Source organism: Roseobacter cerffii, assembly GCF_054226325.1.
Map to the genome: position 1 here is coordinate 2561737 of NZ_CM135757.1, position 19931 is coordinate 2581667.

Genomic DNA, 19931 nt, shown 5'->3' on the forward strand with positions numbered 1-19931 from the left:
TTTTCGACCGCTCGCGAATTCGCCATTCAGTGGATCCGTGCCGCTTGCTACGACGAGCGCGTCAACCAAAGACCGGAAAACACAGATGCGATGAAGGACTTCAGTGAAAAACACACATTGGACGGCGGCCGAGCTCGGCAATCCGGATGACGATGCTTGGGTCCGGCAACATATCCTGGCTGCAGCTTGCCAAGTACTGCATCGCTTTTTCGGCGGCCGGCGGGTTGGTGATCACAAGCCTCGATCCAGTTGTGACGGCGCACTACTCGATTGGGCTAGCCGTTGTGCATTGGTTCAGCCACCTGTTCGTCGCCGCGTGTGTGCTCGCGGGCCTGACCGCAGCGGGCGTTCTTCTGAGCGCCAAGATGCCGCTTCCGGTCATTTTGGCCGTCTGCCTTCTGCCCCTATTCCTGGCGCTGTTCTCTCTTTTCACCGACGCCTTGCTGGACGGAGACCCAACGATGGAACTCAAAACTCAGAGCTTTAGACGCCTCTATCTTGCGGAGCTTGTGGCCGTCGCATCACCGTCACTCGGACTGTCGGCTCTCGTCGCGATATTTGCGTATCGTGCGGCGGATATCACGCAAAGATACCGAACACTCTTGAGGTCGCGGCATCTCCCGGAACCCACGCTTCACAGCGTGTGACCAGCCGCGCCGCTGCGGTTGGGAGATGATCTCATTCATGCGGAGGCGCAGGACCATTATGTGACCGTTACAACAGTTGCAGGGCAAGCGACGCTCAAACTCTCATTTTCCGATTGCATGCATGAAGGCATTCAAGAGTTTTCACGGCACGCAGTGCCACCGCTCGCACTGGGTTCGGTTCAAAACATGTCCAAACGATTAAACCTACAGGCAGCGCTTACGTCTGCGCGCTTGAAGACGGCACGGCGATCCCTGTCAGCAGACGTCGCTTTTGGGATTTGAAAAGAAGCCTCTAGAGCCGCCTCAGCAGAGATAGGATCTTATCTCAGTGAATGGCCGCTAACCCTGGGATCAGCGCAACTTCGTTGCAAAGGCGGCGCCCCATCCTAGCATCTTCAGCTTCTCTCGGCAGCTTGATCAATGGGCGTTGGCTCAAACTACTACAGCCGGAAAGGAAAAAACGATCACCTGAGAGGTGATCAAATCAAGACATCTGATCGCAATGTTGATTTGGATCGCAGGGATGAAAGAGGTGCCTCTTGGACTGAGGCAAGCAGATCGCGCCGTTTCATATCCATGACTGAAGGATAACAACGGCAGCGATGGTCCCGACCTGCCTTCTCGGCACTACACTGTCCCTTCAGGGAGGATGGTTTGGTATAGAACTTATGGACCAAAAAGCCTCATAGAAGCCCCGAATACTTTAACTCATTTGACCGCTGTGAATGATTTCTAATCCTTTGATAAAGAGAGTAAAAAGCGCCACGTTGGGTTTTTCTTTTGAATCCCTTCGTCTACACCATCCTCAACCGGTGTCCTTTTCGGCCAGTTTTCACGACGCAAGCCATCTGCGCCCAGCACACACTGACAGAATGAGGTGACATATCGGTAAGATCACCAAAACGTCCTAAAAATGCCTGAATTCTCGTTGATTTACCATCCTATGGCGCGGTGGGCGAGCGAGGAGGATTGGAATGACGGAACGTGGAGCGGTCGCACAAGTAACCGTGAACCCGCCTCGAGCTGATGCCAGACGGCTTGTTTCGCTCATAGTCCCGGTCTTCAACGAACAAGAGGCGATCGTTGCCTTTCTTGACCGCATCAGACTTGTTTTCAATGACCTGGAGACCGACTACGACCATGAAGTCGTCTTCGTAAATGACGGATCACGCGATGCGACCGAGTTCGTCATCCGCAGCCGTATGCTGGACAACCCGCATCTGCACCTCATCAACCTGTCACGCAACTTTGGTAAGGAAGCCGCCCTGTCCGCAGGGCTCGACCATGCGCGCGGAGATGTGTGCATTCCCATCGACGTCGATCTGCAGGATCCGCCCGAACTCATTCCCGAAATGCTCGATTTGTGGGCCCGTGGCGCCAAGATCGTGAATGCGCGTCGCACCGACCGCGCCAGCGACACTTGGGCCAAGCGCAAGACGGCGCAGGTGTTCTATCGGGTGTTCAATGTGCTGGCTGAGCAGAGCATTCCGCAGGATGTCGGGGATTTTCGCGTGCTCGACCGTCAGGTGGTCGATGTGTTGCGCGGAATGAACGAGCGCGTCCGCTTCAACAAGGCGCTGTTCAGCTGGGTCGGCTTTGAAACGAAGGAAGTCACCTTCGAACGGCCCGAGCGCTGTTCGGGTGGCAGTGCCTGGAGCTATTGGCGGCTGTGGAACTTCGCTCTTGATGGCATTTTCACCTCCTCGACGGTTCCACTGCGCATCTGGAGCTATACCGGCGGCGCGTTGGCCTTGCTGTCCTTCGTGTACGCAGCCGTGATCTTCTTTCGCACGCTTGTGGTCGGCATCGAGGTGCCCGGTTATGCCTCGACCTTGATCCTGATCCTGCTGTTTGGCGGCCTCAACCTCTTCGCGATCGGGATCGTTGGCGAATACATTTCGCGCATTTACTCGGAAGTGCGTGAACGGCCGCTCTACGTCCTGCGGTCGGTGCATTCAGCGGGAGGCCAGGGCTGATGGACCGCGCAGTTTTTGACAGGATGGCCGCACAGGAAGAGGTGCATTGGTGGTTTGCAGCACGCCGGACAATCATCCGCACAGTGATTGACCGGATGATCGACTTGCCGGACGCTCCGCGCATCCTCGAAGCGGGATGTGGCACCGGTGGCAATCTTGGTATGCTGGCAGACTTCGGCACCGTCCGCGCGTTCGAGCTGGACGAGGCGGCGCGCTCCACCGCCATCGCGAAAAGCGGTGTTGCGGTGGCTGCGGGCGCCCTTCCCGGCCCGATCCCTTTCGAGGCAGAAGCATTTGACCTTATCGGTCTCTTCGATGTTCTGGAACACATCGAAGATGATGAGGCGGCTCTATCGGCACTCGCAGGCAAGCTGTCGCCCGGGGGTCATCTCCTGATAACCGTGCCGGCGTTTCCCTGGCTTTGGTCCGCTCATGACACACGCCATCATCACTTCCGCCGCTATACCAAGCGCAGCCTTGGGGACGTGGCCGCAAAGGCTGGTCTGAAGCTGCGTGAGAGCTTCTACTTCAATTCGACCTTGTTCCCCGTGGCCATCGCCACGCGCGCCCTCAAGAGTGCTGTCAAAAGTGACGCCGCGGATGATACGCTGCCGCGCCCATTCGTGAACGGAGCCCTGCGGGCTGTTTTCGCGGCCGAGCGGCATCTCGTCGGTCGGCTCGCCGTTCCTTTCGGGCTCTCGCTCTGCGCCGTCCTGTCCGCTGACGAGAGATGACGCTCGTCACCCAACTCGCGCGGTTTGCAAGCGTCGGGCTGATTGCGACACTTCTGCATATCGGCGTTGCCATGATCTGTGCGACACTGCTGGCGTTCGCGCCGCATACCGCGAACGGCGCCGGGTTCTGCGCAGCGGTTGCGTTTTCCTATGTCGGGCATGGTCGCTTCGCATTCGAAGCGGACCTGCAGCACAGCTTCCATGCGCCGCGTTTTCTCACCACGGCACTGATCGGCTTTGCGCTGTCGAGCGGGATCACGGAAGTGACCGTGATCTGGCTGGGCTTGCCCTTCGCCGTGGGCATGGCCGTGGTCGCAGTGGCCGTGCCCGCGACGACATATCTCTTGTGCCGCCTCTGGGTCTTCAGACCTGGTTAAGACGGCGGACCGTAGAGCGCAAGGGTCTCACTGCTGATCGTTCGCGGCAAGGCGGGGCACTCCGGCGGCACGTCCTCTGGCCCCAGCGCACGCAGATAATACTCAGCCCCGGCGATCTCCAAGGTCTCGCGCATCATGTCACAGGTCGCGCGCGCGCGTTGATCAGCGTCCCAAAGGCTCACGGCTTGCCAGCCTGTTGCAGAGCGATGTTCGGGCGCGGGGCTGGCGACCATATCGATGCGCTGTCGTGTCAGGGCCGCTTGGTCCGGTTGGGCCACGGAAAACAGTTTGAAATCTACATAGACGCTGCGCTGCGCATAATGCCTGAACGAGAACAGGGCGACCGGGATCACGAAGAGCGCGTCACTCGGGGTCTCTGCCCTGATCCGCTCAAGAACGTCCCGCGTGGCCGCCGGGATTGGCGGAGCTGCGGGCCGGGGCGGGAACACCAGCACCATCGCCAGAACCGCAAGCGCGGCGCGCGCGCCCTGCCCCCAGGCAAACCGGTCCAGCGCGAAGAACACAGCCCCCAACGCGAGCAAAACCAGGCCTTCCACCGTTCCGTTCACAAGAAGAATTGCGGCGAGCACCAGCCCAACGGACAGAGCGGACGAGCTGTCCCCGACCCTCCAAGCTCCCGCAAGGGCGAGCAGCGGACCCAAGACGAACAGCAAAGATGAGGAGCGGTTGGCATCTAGGATGAAAAACGGTGCCCACTCCGCAATGCCCCCCTTGTAGACGACCAACGTCACCAGATGCAGGAGGGTGAAGGCCCCAATGGTCCCGGCGGCAAGGAGCGCGAGCTTTGGGTCGGACCGGCGCAGCAGCATCGCACCGATCCAGCCCGCTGCCAGGTACAGCGTCGTAACCCCGATCGACGACCATGCGGGATCGTAGTGATGCGGCGCGCGAAACCGGTAGGCGTCGGTGATGAGATCAAGCTCGGACCCGCCGCTCGCGGCCGATGGCAACTGCCCGAGAACCAGAACCGCCGCAGGAACGGCAACAAGGCCGGAGACCAGCGCCATACGCAGGGTGTCGCGCGGGGTTACCAGCAAGACGCCCAAGCCCACGATCACCGCGCCGTGCAGTGCGGTCATGGGTTGGGCATAGGCCGCCAGGCCGAGCAGAATGCCAGCAATGACATATCGTTGCGCCAGTGCGCCCGCGACCGCCCCGAGGATCAAGGTAAGGGCGACATTGTGATGATGGAAAAACGGCGAGATCAGCCCGCCGTAGTCGCCGCGCCCCAGGCCATCCAACTGCACGACAACGCCGACGGCGAGAACCAGCGGCAAGGCAAAGCTCGGCACACCGAGGAGCGAAAGCACACAAAGCAGGGCTGCTGAGACAGCAATCGCCAGCAGCCAGATCGTGACCCGGAAGACGGGTTCCACCCCTTGCCCGTTCTGCCCCAATGCAAACAGCCAGTCATAGACGCGCGCGTGATTTGCAAAGAGCCGCAATTGCTCATCGCGTGGGAAGAGGTCCGGGTTGGCCCGGAACTCTGCCAGCGGTGCATAGGCAAAATCATCCCCCTGCGGAAAGGGTGAATAGCCGACGAGGCCTTGGGCGATCAGGCCCAGCGACACGGCGACAAGACATGCAGAGACGAAGGTTTTCAGCGACGGCATGTCCCCTTCTGACGCCGCGCTTGCGACTTGCCAAGCCTGCGGTCTTGCAAGCGTCCGGCAGTTGAGGCCTTGCCGCCACAGAACGCCCACGGCAACGGGGGCATGTCGCGCCTAATCTGCCTGCGCATGATACGTCCGACTGGATCGCAGGCCAAAGGTCACGCCCAGAAGAACCGCCGCAAGGCTCACCGCAAATCCAACCCACTCACTCCAATGATACGGGAGCATCAAGGTCACGGCCCGCCCTTGAAAACCGCCCTCCGGCGCCATCAAGTCAATTGTGCCGAAGGTGCCGTTAGGGCTCAGCGCCACGGGCTGCCCTCCATCCATCTCCGCCTGCCAGAACGCCCAATACTGGACAGGCACGGAGATGCGCTCGACCTCCTGATGCGGACGAACCGTGACCTGCCGGTGCGACACATGCACTTCAGCCACGGGAGCGATGGCCTCGGAGAGCTCAACCGCCGCCGCCCGCGTGAAATCAAAAATCGCGCGCCGATCACGCAGGCCCTCGTCATCGAAGCCTCTGCCTGCACGGATCGCGGCGACCAGCTCGGGGCTGAGGTACTCTGGCGCGCCAGCCTGGGGCCGGTCGGTGTCGTATGGCGTGATGATCCAGACACGCGACGCCTCGCCGACTTTCAACACGGGCACGATCGCAAGCAGAGCGCAGAGGAGCAAAACGGCCCGCCAGCGCTGCGAGACCGCGGATTTGAACAAAACAGCGACCGCAATTGCAGCCGAGAAATCGACAAAGACCATCAACCGCCAGGGAAACTGCACTCTTTCGATAATCCAGGTCGTCCAGACAAACGCTGAGGCTTCCAGGTTCAGAACCGTCACGAACAGTGCCGGAACAACGATCCAGATCAGGAGGCCGCCCCGGGCGCGGAAGACCGAGGCAAGGAGCACCGGCAGCACAGCCAGAAAGGACCACAAGATCGTGCGGGCAAACTCCGGGTCGGGCTGATCGAAATCCCATCCGTACAACCAGCGTTCCGCAAGATAGTGATCGGTGTAGAGAAGATCGCTCGCCACATGCTCCAACAGAACCAGTGCGGGCAACCAGTAGAAACAGCTTAACAGCGCCCCGAGCCCACCCCAGCCAATCACAGCCATGACGGGACGCAACACCGCCTTGGCGTTTCGCGCGTTGTGCCAGGCCATCACAGCAGCCACAACCAAGACGACATGGGCCGTCAGCAGGGCCGTCGGCAAGTGGCACAGGATGACCCCCGCGACACCTGCGGCAAACACCCAGGCATGGCGCTGGCCGAGGCGGATGGCATCAAGGCCAAACGCGATCAGAGGGATAAAGGCATAGGCCGCGAATTCTCCGATCGCCTGCCGCACGAACCAGTCGAGCAGGAGGTGGTAGGGCAGAACGGCATAGGCCACCGCACCCGCCAATGCACAGGCAGGCTCGCAGTAGCGACGGGCGAAGATGTAGAAGGTCACACCGCTTAGCACCCAGAACAGCGCGACACCCAGAACGATTTCGGTGCCAACGCTGCAGTTTGGGCACATCGGCGCGATGGACGCGGCTGTGACCCAGAACGGAATGGGGGCATAGAAGAAGAAGTCATATCCGCCCAGACCGGACCAGAGCCCAGGCAGGTGCCGGGGCAACAGCGTGTCGTTGCCAAAAACGGCTAGGTACTGGGTCGTCCACGGGTGGTTGAATCCTGAGCTGTGACCAACCGAAAACCCGGCTCCGACGAACAGGACAACCGCGCTGAGAACAAAGAGAAAAACCGAAAGTCTTTTCAGCAAAACATAACCGATCCGCATGGGCTGGGTGCACATCCCTGTTTTGCGGTATCGCCTCGCGCATCCGCGGGTCAAGGGCCTTGGGCCGCCAGGCGCGCGTTGGCGGGGCAGTGTGCTCGAGAGGACAACCGGTTTCGGCAGTTTGGCAAGAAAACTTGGACAGCGAACTGCGTACGTTCGCGTGCTCCGATCGTCACAGCGAAGCCGCCGTCCTTGCCCAAGTGGATGCGCCAGATCTATCGCGTCATGGTTTGACGCAGGTCAACGTCCGCGTCCCGTTCGTCGCCTATCCTGCATAAAACCTTGAATAGGAGCCACATATGCGATTTTTGCTCGCCGCCACACTCTGCCTTGCACACCCGCTGGCCGCACAGGATGCGGCTGAGGGAGAGCGGCTGTTTCGCCTGCATTGCGCGGCATGTCACGGGGCCGAAGCCGAAGGGAACGGGCCCATGGCGCCCGTGCTGCTCATCCAGCCCTCGGACCTGACCACGCTCACAGACCGTTACGACAATGCCTTTCCCACCTACCGGGTGGTCAAACGGATCGACGGGCGCGACCCCTTGGTCAGCCATGGCAGCGATATGCCCGTCTATGGTTGGTTCTTCGAAGGCACCGGCGTGGCGGTTGCAACCGAAAGTGGCCAACCTGTTATGACCAGCCAACCGGTCGCGGATTTGGTGGCATGGCTGAAGACCATTCAGGACTGACCCGCGCTATGACGTCTCGCGCGGGTCCAGAATGCGCGCGATGACACCGCTCTTGGTCACCTGTCCCACCAATGCACCCTCGTCCTCGACGCCGATCGGACCATCGGCGTCGAGCAGTTTGCGCATCACGGTTTCGACGTCCGTGTCGGCCTGCACCCGCTCTGCCGGGGCCTGCGACGCAGGTTCCATCACGTCGCTTGCCGACAGCACGCCAAGCGGGTTCATATGGGCGACGAAATCCGCGACGTAGTCATTGATCGGGTTGGAGAAAATCTCCTGCGGCGTGCCGCATTGCACGATGCGACCGCCCTCCATGATGGCGATCCTGTCGCCGAGCTTGAAGGCCTCGTCGAGGTCATGGCTCACGAAGATGATCGTGCGTTTGAGATCGCGCTGCAGGTCGATCAATTCGTCCTGCAGTCGAGTGCGGATCAGCGGGTCGAGCGCTGAGAAGGGCTCGTCCATCAGCAGGATCGGCGCCTCGGTCACAAAGGCGCGGGCAAGGCCCACGCGTTGCTGCATGCCACCGGAAAGCTCGCCCACCTTGCGGTCCGCCCAGTCCGACAGCCCCACCAGCTCAAGCTGCCGGTCCGCACGGGCCATGCGCTCTTTCTTTGAGACATCCGCCAGTTCGAGCCCCAAGGCCACGTTCTCGCGCACCGTCCGCCAAGGCAGCAGTCCAAACTGCTGAAACACCATCGAGACACACTCGCGGCGCACACGCCGGAGGTCGGTCGGCGCGCTGTGGGTCACATCACAGGACCAGTCGCCGTCATGCACCCGCACGGCGCCCCGCACCACCGGGTTCAACCCGTTCACAGCGCGCAGAAGCGTGGATTTGCCCGAGCCCGAGAGCCCCATCAGCACCAGGATTTCCCCGGCGGCCACATCCAGCGAGCAATTGTGTACGCCAAGCACCTGCTCGGTCGCCTGTTGCACCTCGGCGCGAGACTTGCCCGCGTCCATCTCGGGCAGCGCCTTCTCGGGCGACTCCCCGAACACAATCGACACGTTGTCGAACTCGACGGCATTGCTCATTTGCGATCCACCCGCAGCATTCGGTCAAGCATGATGGCAACAACCACGATAATGAACCCGCTCTCAAACCCAAGCGCGGTGTTGACCTGATTGAGCGCACGCACAACCGGAACGCCCAAGCCGTCCGCACCCACGAGCGCGGCGATCACCACCATCGACAGCGACAACATGATCGTCTGGTTCAGACCGGCCATGATCTGCGGCAGCGCGAAGGGCAGCTCCACCTTCCAGAGCTTCTGCATCGGCGTCGCCCCAAAGGCATCCGCCGCTTCCAGCAGCGGCTTGGGCGTCGTGCTGATGCCCAGATGGGTCAGGCGAATGGGCGCGGGCACCACAAAGATCACCGTGGCGATCAGCCCCGGCACCATACCGATGCCAAAAAAGACAATCGCGGGAATGAGATAGACGAATGTCGGCAGCGTCTGCATCAGGTCCAGCACCGGGCGCATCGCCTGGTAGAGCCGTGGCCGGTGCGCCGCCGCGATCCCGATCGGCACACCGATGGCCATGCAGACCACGCAAGCCGAGAGCACCAGCGTGATGCTCTCGGTCATCTCTTCCCAGTAGTCCTGGTTGAGAATGAAGAGAAAGCCGAGCAGAACAAAAAGGCAAACCTTCCAGCTCCGCTGCAAGATCCATGTGATCGCCACAAAGGCCGCGATGATCACAAAAGGATGCGGTGTCTGCAGCACCCAGAGGATCGCATCAATCATCCATTCCATCAGAACCGCAAGCCCGTCGAAGAACCACTCGCCATTGGTCTGAAGCCAGTCAAAGAACGCCGCTGCACTTTGGCCAACAGGTATTTTCGTTTCAGTCAGCCAGTCCAGCAAGACGCGCGCCCTCCGCTCCGGAATGAAAAACCCCCGCGACCTGTGTGGTGCGGGGGATCAGATGTCAGAGGCCAAGCGCCGCGTTGACTGCGGCGACGCTATCGCCCCCGTCGAGCGTCGTCACACCGTCGAGCCAGGCCACGAAGGCATCCGGGTTGGCTGTCAGCCAGGCGGTCGCCGCGTCGGACGGCTCGGTGCCGTCGTTCAGGATCGCGCCCATGATCTCGTTTTCCATGGCCAGCGTGAACTTCAGGTTGGTCAGCAGCTTGCCAACATTCGGGCATTCGTCGACATAGCCCGCGCGCGTGTTGGTATAGACCGTCGCACCGCCCAGATCGGGACCAAAGAAGTCGTCCCCGCCGGTCAGATACCCCATATCGAAGTTCGCATTCATCGGGTGCGGCTCCCAGCCGAGGAAGACGATGGGTTCGTCCTTCTTCGACAGACGCTCCACCTGCGCCAGCATGCCTTGTTCGGAGCTTTCCTTGACTTCGAACTCGCTCAAGCCGAAGGCGTCTGCATCGATCATCGATTGGATCAGGCGATTGCCATCGTTGCCGGGCTCAATGCCATAGATCTGATTGTCGAGCGCATCTGCATGTGCCGCGATGTCGGAAAAGTCTTTGATTCCAAGCTCAAGCGCGGCTTTGTTCACAGCCAGCGTGTACTTCGCACCCTCAAGGTTTTCGCGCACGGTGTCCACGGTGCCCGCCTCGCGATACGACGCGATATCGCCTTCCATGGTGGGCATCCAGTTGCCGAGAAACACATCGACATCACCCTGCGCCATCGAGGTGTAGGTCACCGGAACCGACAGGACCTTGATATCCGTTTCATAACCGAGCGCGTCCAGGATGACGGTGGTTGCCGCTGTCGTCGCGGTGATATCGGTCCAGCCCACGTCGGAGAAGGTCACCTGCGAACAGTCCGCCGCAGCCACTCCGGCCATCGAGATAAACGCCAGCGCGCTGGCAGTTGTTCTGAATTTCATGTCGCGTCTCCCATCTGATTTTTGCTTATACATGCGCAGGTTGGATGAGAGCGTCAAGGCGAAAGGATCGCCGGCGGCTCGCGTGCGAACCGCTGCGCGCGCCTGCCCGGATGCGACTATGCCTCGTCCGGCGCCTCGCGGAAGACACCGATGATCTTGCTGACCTTGCCAGCCCGATCCTTCCGCGCCAGCCCGAAGGTTTCGACCGCAACCGTCTCGCCCTGCTTATTGATCAAGCGGTATCTGGAGTGGAAGTCGCCCCCCTTCTCCGCCACCTTCTTGATCTCGGCTGTCACCTTGTCACGATCGTCGGGATGATAGTACGCAATCGCCTTTTCTAGGCTTGGCGCCGCTTTGGAAGCGTCCTCGCCGTGAATGCGATAGACCTCGGATGACCAGTAGAGATCATCGTTTTCCAGATCGAGCGACCAGTGCCCCACCTTGGCCAGGTTTTGCAGCAACTCAAGCTGCGCCAGCGAGTCCTCGGCCGCATCCCGCGCTTCAACCACCTCGGTGATATCCGTACCGACCGAGTAGATCGTGGGCGTACCGACCGATGGGTCGTCAAACACGAAGTTCTCCGTGCTCATCCAATAGGTCTTGCCATCCTCATCGGAGACCACCGCGCTGACGTCTCTGATCCGGCCCGATTTGCTCGTCATCAGCTTGTCGTCCCGCTTCCGTGCTGCTTCGGCTGTCTTCTTGTTGACGAACTTCGCGTAATTCTGCCCTTCGGCTTTCTGCCGCGTGGTGCCGAGTGCGCTGGCCGAGCGTTCGCTGATCCGCAGGATCGTGCCATCCGCAGATTTGTTCAGCATGAAGATCTCGGCATTGTCGAGGATCAGGTCCAGCTCCTGCGCCATGCCCGGGAACTCGGAGACCACCATGGTCGAGCCCTTCATCTGACCGCGCATGTCAAAGAAGGGCGAGCAGGTCAGCTTGTAACGCGCCCCATTGGAGTTGAACTCGCGGGAAATCGCTTCGCCCAGCTTGAGCGTCTCGTTGCAGATCGGCGCCAGCGACGGGCAATTCTCTGGCAGCACACATTGGCTGATATGCGGGTTCGAGACGGGCCGCGACAGGCCGAACATCTCTGCCGCCGCATTGGTGGCCTGCGAGATCTGCAGCGCCGTATCGAGCACCATGATGGCCAGCGGCGCGGTCTCCAGCACCGACATCAACTCCCCCGTGCGCCCGCTCAGCTCCGCCGCAGTGACCTGCAGCTCTTCGTTGACGGTGATCAGTTCTTCGTTGGTGGATTGCAGCTCTTCGTTCGAGGTCTCCAGCTCTTCGTTCGTGGCCTGCAATTCCTCGTTGGTGGATTGCAACTCCTCGTTCAGGGACTGCAATTCCTCGTTGGAAGTTTCCAGCTCTTCGATGGTTTGCTGCAACGCCTCTCGCGTGGTCGCAACCTCGTCTTCCAGCAACCGGATACGGTCGCTCTCAAAGCCCTCACCGTCGAGTTTGGGATTGGTGGATTTCCCTTTCGAGCGGTCGACCTGCACTTCGCTGAAGACCACCAGCGCCGCGCGCTCGTTGATATCCCGCGCGATGATCGGATAGACATCGAGCCGGATTTCCGCATCATCGTCCTCGGCAAGCAGATGCCGCACGCCCGACCGATGCTCGCCATTCTTCAGCGCCAGCGTCACGAGGCTGCGCGCCTCTTCGCGGAACGGACGGCGCAGCAGGTCGATGTGCATCTTGAGATTGCTCGACTCGTTCATTTCGATAAACGGGCTGACATTCCCGTAGACCCGCACGATGGAGTACTCCTCGGTCACCAGAACCGAGTTTTTCCCCAATGCCAGTGCCAGCGCTTCGAACATTTGCCGGTCGGTCGAATAGCCCGGCGCGGGCGTCTTGGCCGCCGCTGGCATGATCTTGCGCGATTGCGGCAGCGTGCGCGTGTTTGAGAATGGCGTGTGCTCGGACCGGCGGATCGACCTGCGGCGGTAGATATGCGCCGACTGGCTGTCCTGGATGAAAAGCTCATCCGAGCCCGCAACCGTCTCGGCTGTACCGAGGAACATCAGCGAGGTTTCCGTCAGCGCATAGTGGAAGCGCGACATCACCTTGTGTTGCAGCGTGTTTCCAAAATAGATCAGGAGGTTACGGCAGCACAGCAGATCGACCTTCTGGAACGGCGGGTCCTGGCAGACGTTGTGATCGGAAAACAGGATCGCCGAGCGCAGGGAGTCGATGACCCGGATACCATCGTTCTGTTGCAGGAAGTACTGATCCGCGAGGTCCTTCGGAATATCGTTCAGCGCCGCCATCCCGTAGATGCCCTTGCGCGCGACCTCCAAGGCCTCCTTGTCGATGTCGGTGGCAAAGATCTGGACGTGATCCTTCAGCTGGACCTTCGCGCCGCCCAACGCCTCGCAGAGCAGGATGGCGATCGAATAGGCTTCCTCGCCCGTGGCACACCCGGCAATCCAGACCCGGAAGGGCGCGTTGGTCTTTTTCTTCAGCAGGCCCGGCAACAGCTCCTTGAGCGCTTCGAACTCGCTCTTGTCCCGGAAGAACCGCGTGACCGAGATCAGCAGGTCCTTGAAGAGCGCGTCCACCGCATTGGGATTGACCCGGCAGAATTGCGTGTATTCCTCATGGCTCTCGATCCCGAGCGCAATCATGCGCCGTTCGATCCGGCGGTTGATCGTCGTCTGCTTGTATTCGCGGAAATCCACGCGGGTGCGCGCCAGCAGGATCTGCAGAAGATCCGACGCGGGGCTCTTTTCGGAGGCCTCCTGGCGGAAGGCGTCAAAATCCCGCGGGCTGGTGAGAATTTTTTGCAGATGCGTGCCAATCTCGAAGGGGCGCAGCACCAAGTCGACACAGCCCGTCTGCATGGCCGCCATCGGCATCCCGTCGTATTTCGCACTTTCGGTGTCCTGCGCGATGGTGATGCCGCCGGCCTCGCGGATCGCTTGCACGCCGTAAGCACCATCCGTCCCGGTGCCCGACAAGATGATGGCCATGGATTTCTCGCCATGCCCATCGGCGAGGCTCAGCAGGAACCGGTCAACCGAGGGTTTGGGTGAGGCGACCTCGTGGCTCGGGTCGACGAGATTCAGCTTGCCGTCCTCATAGACCACATCGGTCTTCGGCGGGGTGACGTAAATGACATTGGGTTCGGGCACCGAGCCGTGGATCACGTCCCGCACCACCAGGCTCGTTTGCCGTGCCACGAGTTCGGTCATCAGGCTTTTGTGGTGCGGCGACATGTGCTGCACCACGACATAGGCCACCTGCAAATCCGTTGGCAGCGTCGCGACGAGTTCGCGGATCGCTTCCAGCCCCCCGGCTGAGGACCCGATGCCAATGATTGTCAGTTCGTCCGTATCTGCACCGTCCAAGTCCGCACTCCCCACCACGCGTCGAGGGCCCCCATCGGCATTGCGCCGTGCGGCAAAACAGTGCGCTTCGGCAACCCTTAGTTGCAATGTATTAAGTATGATGTGATAGATTCAACCGAAAGATTTCTTTGCGCCGAATATTTCTCTATCCGTGACGCAACAGGCACCGTACGGTGCATTTACCCTTAGCTACGCCTTTTGCTGCACGCTGCACATATTAATTGCAATTTGTGGATAGATGACATGACAGATCCAGCAAAAATCGTTCCGTTGCCATCGGATTTGTCCGACCGCGTCTTGACGTTCAATCTCGTGGTGCAAGAAGACCAGAGCATCGTTATTCGGTCCTCCGAAATGCTCGGTCAGGGCTTCCGCAACCGTATCTCGTTCCAGGGATCCGGCGACATCGACAAGGTGCTGGCGCCGAAGCTCGCGCATGCCCTGCACAAGTGCATCGCGACCATCCCCGACGGCACACAAGTGCTGTCATTGCCGGATTTTCTTGTGGAGTTACCGGGCATTGTGCTGTCCGGCGCGCATATCCTCATCATGGAAGTGAAGGACGGCGTGCGCAACACGATCTTCCGGTTCAAGGAGTTCATGGGCGCGCTCAACAACGCCTTTCAGTCGAACATCGGCCTGCAGGAGCCTTATGCCAATCACGCCGAGCGGCTGGCCACCAACGTGCTTGCGGACATCTGCCTGCCGCTGCTGAACATGTGTCACGATCTGGAGTATGCGCAGATCGACGCAAAGGACCGCCTGCCCCACGGCTTCTCCGAACGCGCACGCGAGTTCGAATTCCAGACGGAACTGCTCAAGCGGTTCATCTTCAATGCGGGCATCGGTCATGCGCAAGCAACGCAAATGCACCTCAGTCGCGGTCCGGAGATGGACCGACTCAGCCTGCCCGAGGCCTAGCGCGCGTCCGGCTCCCGCTCCAACCTGGGGTAGTGGCCGGATGCCAGACGCGCTTTGCTCCCCGCAAAACCCTTAAGTTTCAGTAGAAATGCCACGTTGTGGCCATGCCGATGCCCCCTGCCCGGCAGGAAGCTCTGACAGCCTCTGATCATCACGCGGCGCTTGCCGCATCCCGCGACAAGGACCGATCAGATGAGCAAAGACGCACCCAAACCGACGCCCAAGACCCCGGATCAGGGTCAGAAGGAAACCGCACCACCGCCTCCGCCAATCACGGATTACGCCAGTCTGTGATGCGATTTGCGGGGTGACAAGGAGAGGCAAGAGCCCCTAGTCTCGGGCCATGTCGTCACCCGTGTCGTCCATTCGAAATCTCGGCCCAGCCTATGAGAGCGCCTGCGCCCGGGCGGGTATCACCTCTGCCGAGGATCTGCGGCAACTCGGGGCCGATGCGGCCTATGGGAAAATGCTGCAAACAGGCCTGAAGCCGCATTTCATCGGCTACTACGTGCTTGTGATGGCCCTGCAGAACCGCCCGTGGAACGACTGCAAGGGCGACGAGAAGAAGGCGCTGCGCAAGCGCTTTGACGCGATCAAGGCCAGCTCTTTCGATGCAGACCGCGATGCCTTCGAGCAGATGATGGATCAGATCGGGGTGCGGCCCGCATCCTGAACGAAAAAAGGGCCCTCCGAATGGAAGGCCCTTGATGTTTATGTATGAGGTCCGGACCTCAGCCAACCAATTCCATACCAGAGAAGAAATAGGCGATCTCGACCGCCGCAGTTTCCGGCGCGTCCGAGCCGTGCACGGAATTCTCGCCCACGCTCTCTGCGAACTCGGCGCGAATCGTGCCCGGGGCGGCATCGGCCGGGTTGGTGGCGCCCATCACTTCGCGGTTCTTGGCAATGGCACCTTCCCCTTCCAGCACCTGCACGACCACCGGGGCGGAGGCCATGAAGTCGCACAGCTCGTCATAGAACGGCCGCTCCGCATGCACCGCATAGAACACACCGGCCTGCGCCTTGGTCATGTGAATGCGCTTCTGCGCGACAATCCGCAGGCCTGCCTCTTCAAACTTGGCGTTGATCTTGCCGGTCAGGTTGCGCCGCGTGGCATCGGGTTTGATGATCGAGAATGTCCGCTCAAGGGCCATAGGAGTCTCCACTTGTCATTTCGCGCCGGGCCCCTGCCCGTCCGCCTTAAATTTCGCGGCCCACCTAACACGCACAATCGGCCATGAAAAGCGGCGATTGACGCACGCCGCGCGATGCGGCACACCCCGCCCATGCTACGGATTTCCAACATCAGCTATTCGGTCGAAGGGCGCCCCCTGTTCGAGGAGACGAGCGCCGTGATCCCCGATGGTCACAAGGTGGGCCTCGTGGGCCGCAATGGCGCTGGCAAGACCACGCTGTTCAAGATCATCCGGGGCGAGTTGGCGCTCGATGGTGGTGATTTCTCGCTGCCCAGCCGCGCCAAGATCGGCGGTGTGGCGCAAGAGGTCCCCTCCTCGTCCACGTCGCTGCTCGACACCGTGCTCGAAGCCGATACCGAACGTGCCGCCCTGCTGGCCGAGGCCGAGACGGCGACAGATGCCACCCGGATCGCCGAGGTGCAAACCCGGCTCGCGGATATCGACGCCTGGTCCGCCGAGGCGCGTGCGGCAAGCATTCTCAAGGGCCTCGGCTTCGATGACGCCGAGCAGCATATGCCCTGCTCGGATTTCTCGGGCGGCTGGCGGATGCGTGTGGCGCTTGCGGCGGTGCTGTTCGCCCAGCCAGACCTCCTGCTGCTCGACGAGCCGACGAACTATCTCGACCTCGAAGGCGCGCTCTGGCTCGAGGCTTATCTGGCCAAGTATCCGCATACGGTCATCATCATCAGCCACGACCGCGGGCTGCTCAACCGGGCCGTCGGCGCGATCCTGCATCTCGAAGACCGCAAGCTCACGCTCTACCAGGGCCCCTATGATCAATTCGCCCGCCAACGCGCCGAACAGCGCGCCGTCCAGGCCGCCATGGCCAAGAAACAGCAGGCCCGGCGCGACCACATGCAGGCCTTTGTCGAACGCTTCAAGGCCAAGGCGTCCAAGGCCAAGCAGGCGCAATCGCGCCTGAAGATGATCGAGAAGATGGACATGATCGCCAGCCCCGAACAGGCGGCAAAGCGCGTCTTCACCTTCCCGGAACCCGAAGAGCTCTCGCCCCCGATCATCTCCATCGAAGGCGGTGCCGTAGGCTATACGGATACCCCCGTGCTCAGCCGGCTGAACCTGCGCATCGACCAGGACGACCGCATCGCCCTGCTGGGCAAGAACGGCCAGGGCAAATCGACCCTGTCCAAACTGCTCTCCGGTCGTCTTGACCTCATGGGCGGCAAATCGGTGCAGTCCAACAAGCTGCGCATCGGCTTTTTCGCCCAGCACCAGGTGGAAGAGCTGCATGTGGACGAAACCCCGCTGCAGCACATGATCTCGGCGCGCCCCGGTGTTCTGCACTCCAAACTGCGGGCGCAGCTGGCGGGCTTTGGCCTCGGCGCGGACCAGGCGGAAACCGAAGTGGGCCGCCTCTCCGGTGGGCAAAAGGCGCGGCTATCGCTGCTGCTCGCCACGCTGGATGCGCCCCACCTGCTAATTCTCGACGAACCGACGAACCACCTCGACATTGAGAGCCGTGAGGCGCTGGTGGAAGCGCTCACCGCCTATTCCGGCGCGGTGATCCTCGTGAGCCACGACATGCACCTGCTCTCCATGGTGGCCGACCGGCTCTGGCTCGTGTCAAACGGCACCGTGAAGCCTTATGAGGACGATCTCGAAGCCTATCGCAAGATGCTGCTCACGGTCGACAAACCGAGCGGCAAGTCTGTCAAGAAACCCGCCGAGGCCAAACCAAAACGCGCCAGCCGTGACGAAATCCTTGCCCTCAGGTCCGAAACCCGCAAGTCCGAAGCCCGGGTCGAGAAGCTCAACGAGATGCGCGACAAGCTGGCCAAGAAACTCGCCGACCCTGCGCTCTATGAAGATGCCAAATCCGGCGAGCTCGAGGTCTGGAACCGCAAATACGCCGAGGTGATGGAGGCGCTGGAACGGGCCGAGACGCTTTGGATGAGCGCCCTGGAAAAGCTCGAAAAGGCGCAGGCCGCGTGACATTTGCGTCGACGGGCTTCAAACCCGCCTGCCACCCCTGATCATGGACACCGCCTTTTTCATAACCGCCTTCGTGACGATGTTCGTGGTGATCGACCCCATTGGCCTCGCCCCGCTCTTCGTCGCCCTGACCCAAGGCATGACCGATGCCGCCCGCCGCCGCATCGCCTGGCGCGCGACGCTGATCGGCATCCTGATCCTGCTCGCCTTCGCCGCCTTCGGCGAGGCGCTTCTCGCCTTCATCGGCATCTCCATGCCCGCCTTCCGCGTCGCTGGCGGCATCCTTTTGTTCCTCACAGCGCTCGACATGCTCTTTGAACGCCGCACCAAGCGCCGCGAGGACAAGCAGGAGGAAGAGCGCGAAGACCCCTCTGTCTTCCCGCTGGCCATTCCGCTGATCGCCGGTCCCGGGGCCATCGCCTCGGTGATCCTGCTGATGGGTCAACGCCCGGGGATCGAGGGCGCGCTGCACGTGCTGGGCGCCACCGGCATCGTCATGCTGATCGTGATGGCCTTCTTCCTCGCCAGCGGGCTGATCGAGCGTGCGCTCGGCAAGACCGGCGTCACGGTTGTCACGCGGCTGCTCGGCATGCTGCTCGCCGCGCTCTCGGTCCAATTCGTGCTCGACGGGCTCAGCGCCTTTGGCTTTGGCCCCGGCATGGGGTGATTTCTGCGCCAGCCCGCATATATCTGTAAGACGCAGACGAAAGGCATGGCACATGGACAGTTTCGACACCGGCAGACTGATCTACCTGATCGTTCTGGGCCTGATGGTCTGCACCTGGTTCTTTGCCCAGAACCGCCTCTCCACCAACAAGGTGCTGCAACAGGGGGCCGTCTGGGGGTTGATCTTCCTCGGCGTGATCGCCGCCTACGGGCTCTGGGATGACATCAGCCAGACCGTCCGCCCGCAACAGGCCGTCTTCGCCGATCAGGGCAAGGTTGTCGTGCCGCGCAGCCCGGATGGGCACTACTACATCTCGGCCGAGGTCAACGGCGCGCCCACGCAATTCGTTCTGGATACCGGCGCCACGATGCTGGTCCTGACCCGCGAGGATGCGATGGCCGCCGGGCTCGACCCAGACACGCTCAGCTTCACGGGTCGCGCCATGACAGCGAACGGCGAGGTCCGCACCGCGCCCGTGCGCCTCGACACGCTGACCCTAGGCCCCGCGACCGATACCGATATTCCCGCCGTGGTGAATAGTGGAGAGATGTCGCAAAGCCTGATGGGCATGACCTACCTGCAGCGCTGGGGCAGGATCGAGATCGCAGGCGGTGAACTAACGCTCACCCGCTGATCGCCGGCAGGTTCGGTGGGCTTTAGGCCACCGCCCCGCTCTCCGCCTTCTTCTCCCAGCGGCCGCTCTCTTCCGACCAATACTGCGCAGCAACGCCAGCCTCGGTCAGCGTCTTCCACTGCCCCCGCGCCACCTGCAACGCCTCCGGATCGTTGCCATCAAACAGCACGCAGACCCGCTCCATCTGTTCCACATCATCCGCCACCACCTCGGCGCCATCGACGGTCATCAGGCAGGCGGCGCCATTTGGCGCTTCCTGCGCCGTCGTCAAAAGGATCGGCTGCAGCGCATCGTGATCACCTCCGGCCAGCCCGTGCGGAAGGAAGCCCTCTTCCGGCCCCAGCCAGAGTTTTTCATCCAGCCAGCCCATACGCCCGAGGTCCGCGCCGCGCACCACCACCCGCATCCCCGCGCCCTGCGCCTTGCCCAACAGCATCGACAGGGTCTGCTCGAGCGGGCGACGGGTCAGGTGATAAAAGAGCGCAGCCCCCACC

Annotated in this window: 18 protein-coding genes; 10 read left to right on the forward strand and 8 right to left on the reverse strand. The window is 61.4% G+C overall.

Features of this window, described 5'->3' with window-relative positions; genetic code table 11:
* Positions 1-146: 146 nt before the first annotated feature.
* From ACVC7O_RS12420 to ACVC7O_RS12435, 4 genes are all read left to right on the forward strand, one after another.
* Positions 147-647 (forward strand): hypothetical protein, encoded by a 501-nt coding sequence (locus ACVC7O_RS12420; protein WP_458322442.1) that lies wholly within the window; start codon positions 147-149, stop codon positions 645-647.
* 974 nt (positions 648-1621) lie between these two features.
* Complete coding sequence (locus ACVC7O_RS12425; RefSeq protein WP_458322443.1) at positions 1622-2623, forward strand: glycosyltransferase family 2 protein; 1002 nt, start codon at positions 1622-1624, stop codon at positions 2621-2623.
* Positions 2623-3357 carry a class I SAM-dependent methyltransferase gene (locus ACVC7O_RS12430; protein ID WP_458322444.1) on the forward strand — a complete coding sequence of 245 codons (735 nt, stop codon included), beginning with the start codon at positions 2623-2625 and terminating at the stop codon, positions 3355-3357. Before ACVC7O_RS12425 ends, ACVC7O_RS12430 begins: the two co-directional genes overlap by 1 nt.
* The gene (locus tag ACVC7O_RS12435) at positions 3354-3734 is read left to right on the forward strand and encodes a GtrA family protein (RefSeq protein ID WP_458322445.1); all 381 of its coding nucleotides are present in this window, start codon (positions 3354-3356) and stop codon (positions 3732-3734) included. The genes ACVC7O_RS12430 and ACVC7O_RS12435 overlap by 4 nt, the downstream gene beginning before the upstream one ends.
* On the opposite strand, the gene ACVC7O_RS12440 is transcribed toward ACVC7O_RS12435, so the two are convergent.
* On the reverse strand, positions 3731-5368 hold the full coding sequence (locus ACVC7O_RS12440) for a DUF6798 domain-containing protein (RefSeq protein ID WP_458322446.1): 1638 nt from the start codon (positions 5366-5368) through the stop codon (positions 3731-3733). The two genes, ACVC7O_RS12435 and ACVC7O_RS12440, sit on opposite strands and share 4 nt — an antisense overlap.
* Before the next feature lie 111 nt (positions 5369-5479).
* A complete protein-coding gene (locus ACVC7O_RS12445) occupies positions 5480-7159 on the reverse strand; it encodes a hypothetical protein (RefSeq protein WP_458322447.1) in 1680 nt (559 codons plus the stop codon).
* 299 nt (positions 7160-7458) lie between these two features.
* Between ACVC7O_RS12445 and ACVC7O_RS12450 the strand changes: the two genes are divergently transcribed.
* Positions 7459-7848 (forward strand): c-type cytochrome, encoded by a 390-nt coding sequence (locus tag ACVC7O_RS12450; RefSeq protein WP_458322448.1) that lies wholly within the window; start codon positions 7459-7461, stop codon positions 7846-7848.
* 6 nt (positions 7849-7854) lie between these two features.
* On the opposite strand, the gene choV is transcribed toward ACVC7O_RS12450, so the two are convergent.
* The 4 genes from choV to ACVC7O_RS12470 all read right to left on the reverse strand — a co-directional run bounded on the left by choV (position 7855) and on the right by ACVC7O_RS12470 (position 14069).
* Positions 7855-8886: a choline ABC transporter ATP-binding protein gene (gene choV, locus ACVC7O_RS12455; protein WP_458322449.1), complete on the reverse strand. Its 1032-nt coding sequence runs from the start codon at positions 8884-8886 to the stop codon at positions 7855-7857.
* Complete coding sequence (gene choW / locus ACVC7O_RS12460) at positions 8883-9716, reverse strand: choline ABC transporter permease subunit (RefSeq protein WP_458326086.1); 834 nt, start codon at positions 9714-9716, stop codon at positions 8883-8885. Before choW ends, choV begins: the two co-directional genes overlap by 4 nt.
* Positions 9717-9783: 67 nt before the next feature.
* On the reverse strand, positions 9784-10710 hold the full coding sequence (locus tag ACVC7O_RS12465) for a choline ABC transporter substrate-binding protein (protein WP_458322450.1): 927 nt from the start codon (positions 10708-10710) through the stop codon (positions 9784-9786).
* A gap of 116 nt (positions 10711-10826) precedes the next feature.
* Positions 10827-14069, reverse strand: a complete 3243-nt coding sequence (locus tag ACVC7O_RS12470) for a chemotaxis protein CheB (protein ID WP_458322451.1) — start codon at positions 14067-14069, stop codon at positions 10827-10829.
* 243 nt (positions 14070-14312) lie between these two features.
* Here ACVC7O_RS12470 and ACVC7O_RS12475 point away from each other — a divergent pair, with 243 nt between their 5' ends.
* Complete coding sequence (locus ACVC7O_RS12475; RefSeq protein ID WP_458322452.1) at positions 14313-14990, forward strand: hypothetical protein; 678 nt, start codon at positions 14313-14315, stop codon at positions 14988-14990.
* Between the two features lie 343 nt (positions 14991-15333).
* Positions 15334-15663 carry a TfoX/Sxy family protein gene (locus tag ACVC7O_RS12480; RefSeq protein WP_458322453.1) on the forward strand — a complete coding sequence of 110 codons (330 nt, stop codon included), beginning with the start codon at positions 15334-15336 and terminating at the stop codon, positions 15661-15663.
* Between the two features lie 58 nt (positions 15664-15721).
* On the opposite strand, the gene ndk is transcribed toward ACVC7O_RS12480, so the two are convergent.
* Positions 15722-16144, reverse strand: a complete 423-nt coding sequence (ndk, locus tag ACVC7O_RS12485; protein ID WP_458322454.1) for a nucleoside-diphosphate kinase — start codon at positions 16142-16144, stop codon at positions 15722-15724.
* Between the two features lie 132 nt (positions 16145-16276).
* Between ndk and ACVC7O_RS12490 the strand changes: the two genes are divergently transcribed.
* From ACVC7O_RS12490 to ACVC7O_RS12500, 3 genes are read left to right on the forward strand one after another with little or no spacing between them, the layout of a single operon-like run.
* Positions 16277-18136 (forward strand): ABC-F family ATP-binding cassette domain-containing protein, encoded by a 1860-nt coding sequence (locus ACVC7O_RS12490; protein WP_458326087.1) that lies wholly within the window; start codon positions 16277-16279, stop codon positions 18134-18136.
* A gap of 43 nt (positions 18137-18179) precedes the next feature.
* Positions 18180-18803: a MarC family protein gene (locus tag ACVC7O_RS12495; RefSeq protein WP_458322455.1), complete on the forward strand. Its 624-nt coding sequence runs from the start codon at positions 18180-18182 to the stop codon at positions 18801-18803.
* A 52-nt stretch (positions 18804-18855) separates the two neighbouring features.
* Entirely contained in the window at positions 18856-19437 is a 582-nt protein-coding gene (locus ACVC7O_RS12500) for a retropepsin-like aspartic protease family protein (protein ID WP_458322456.1), read from the forward strand.
* 22 nt (positions 19438-19459) lie between these two features.
* Here ACVC7O_RS12500 and ACVC7O_RS12505 read toward each other — a convergent pair whose 3' ends face one another.
* Entirely contained in the window at positions 19460-19930 is a 471-nt protein-coding gene (locus tag ACVC7O_RS12505) for a DNA polymerase III subunit chi (RefSeq protein ID WP_458322457.1), read from the reverse strand.
* Position 19931 lies beyond the last annotated feature (1 nt).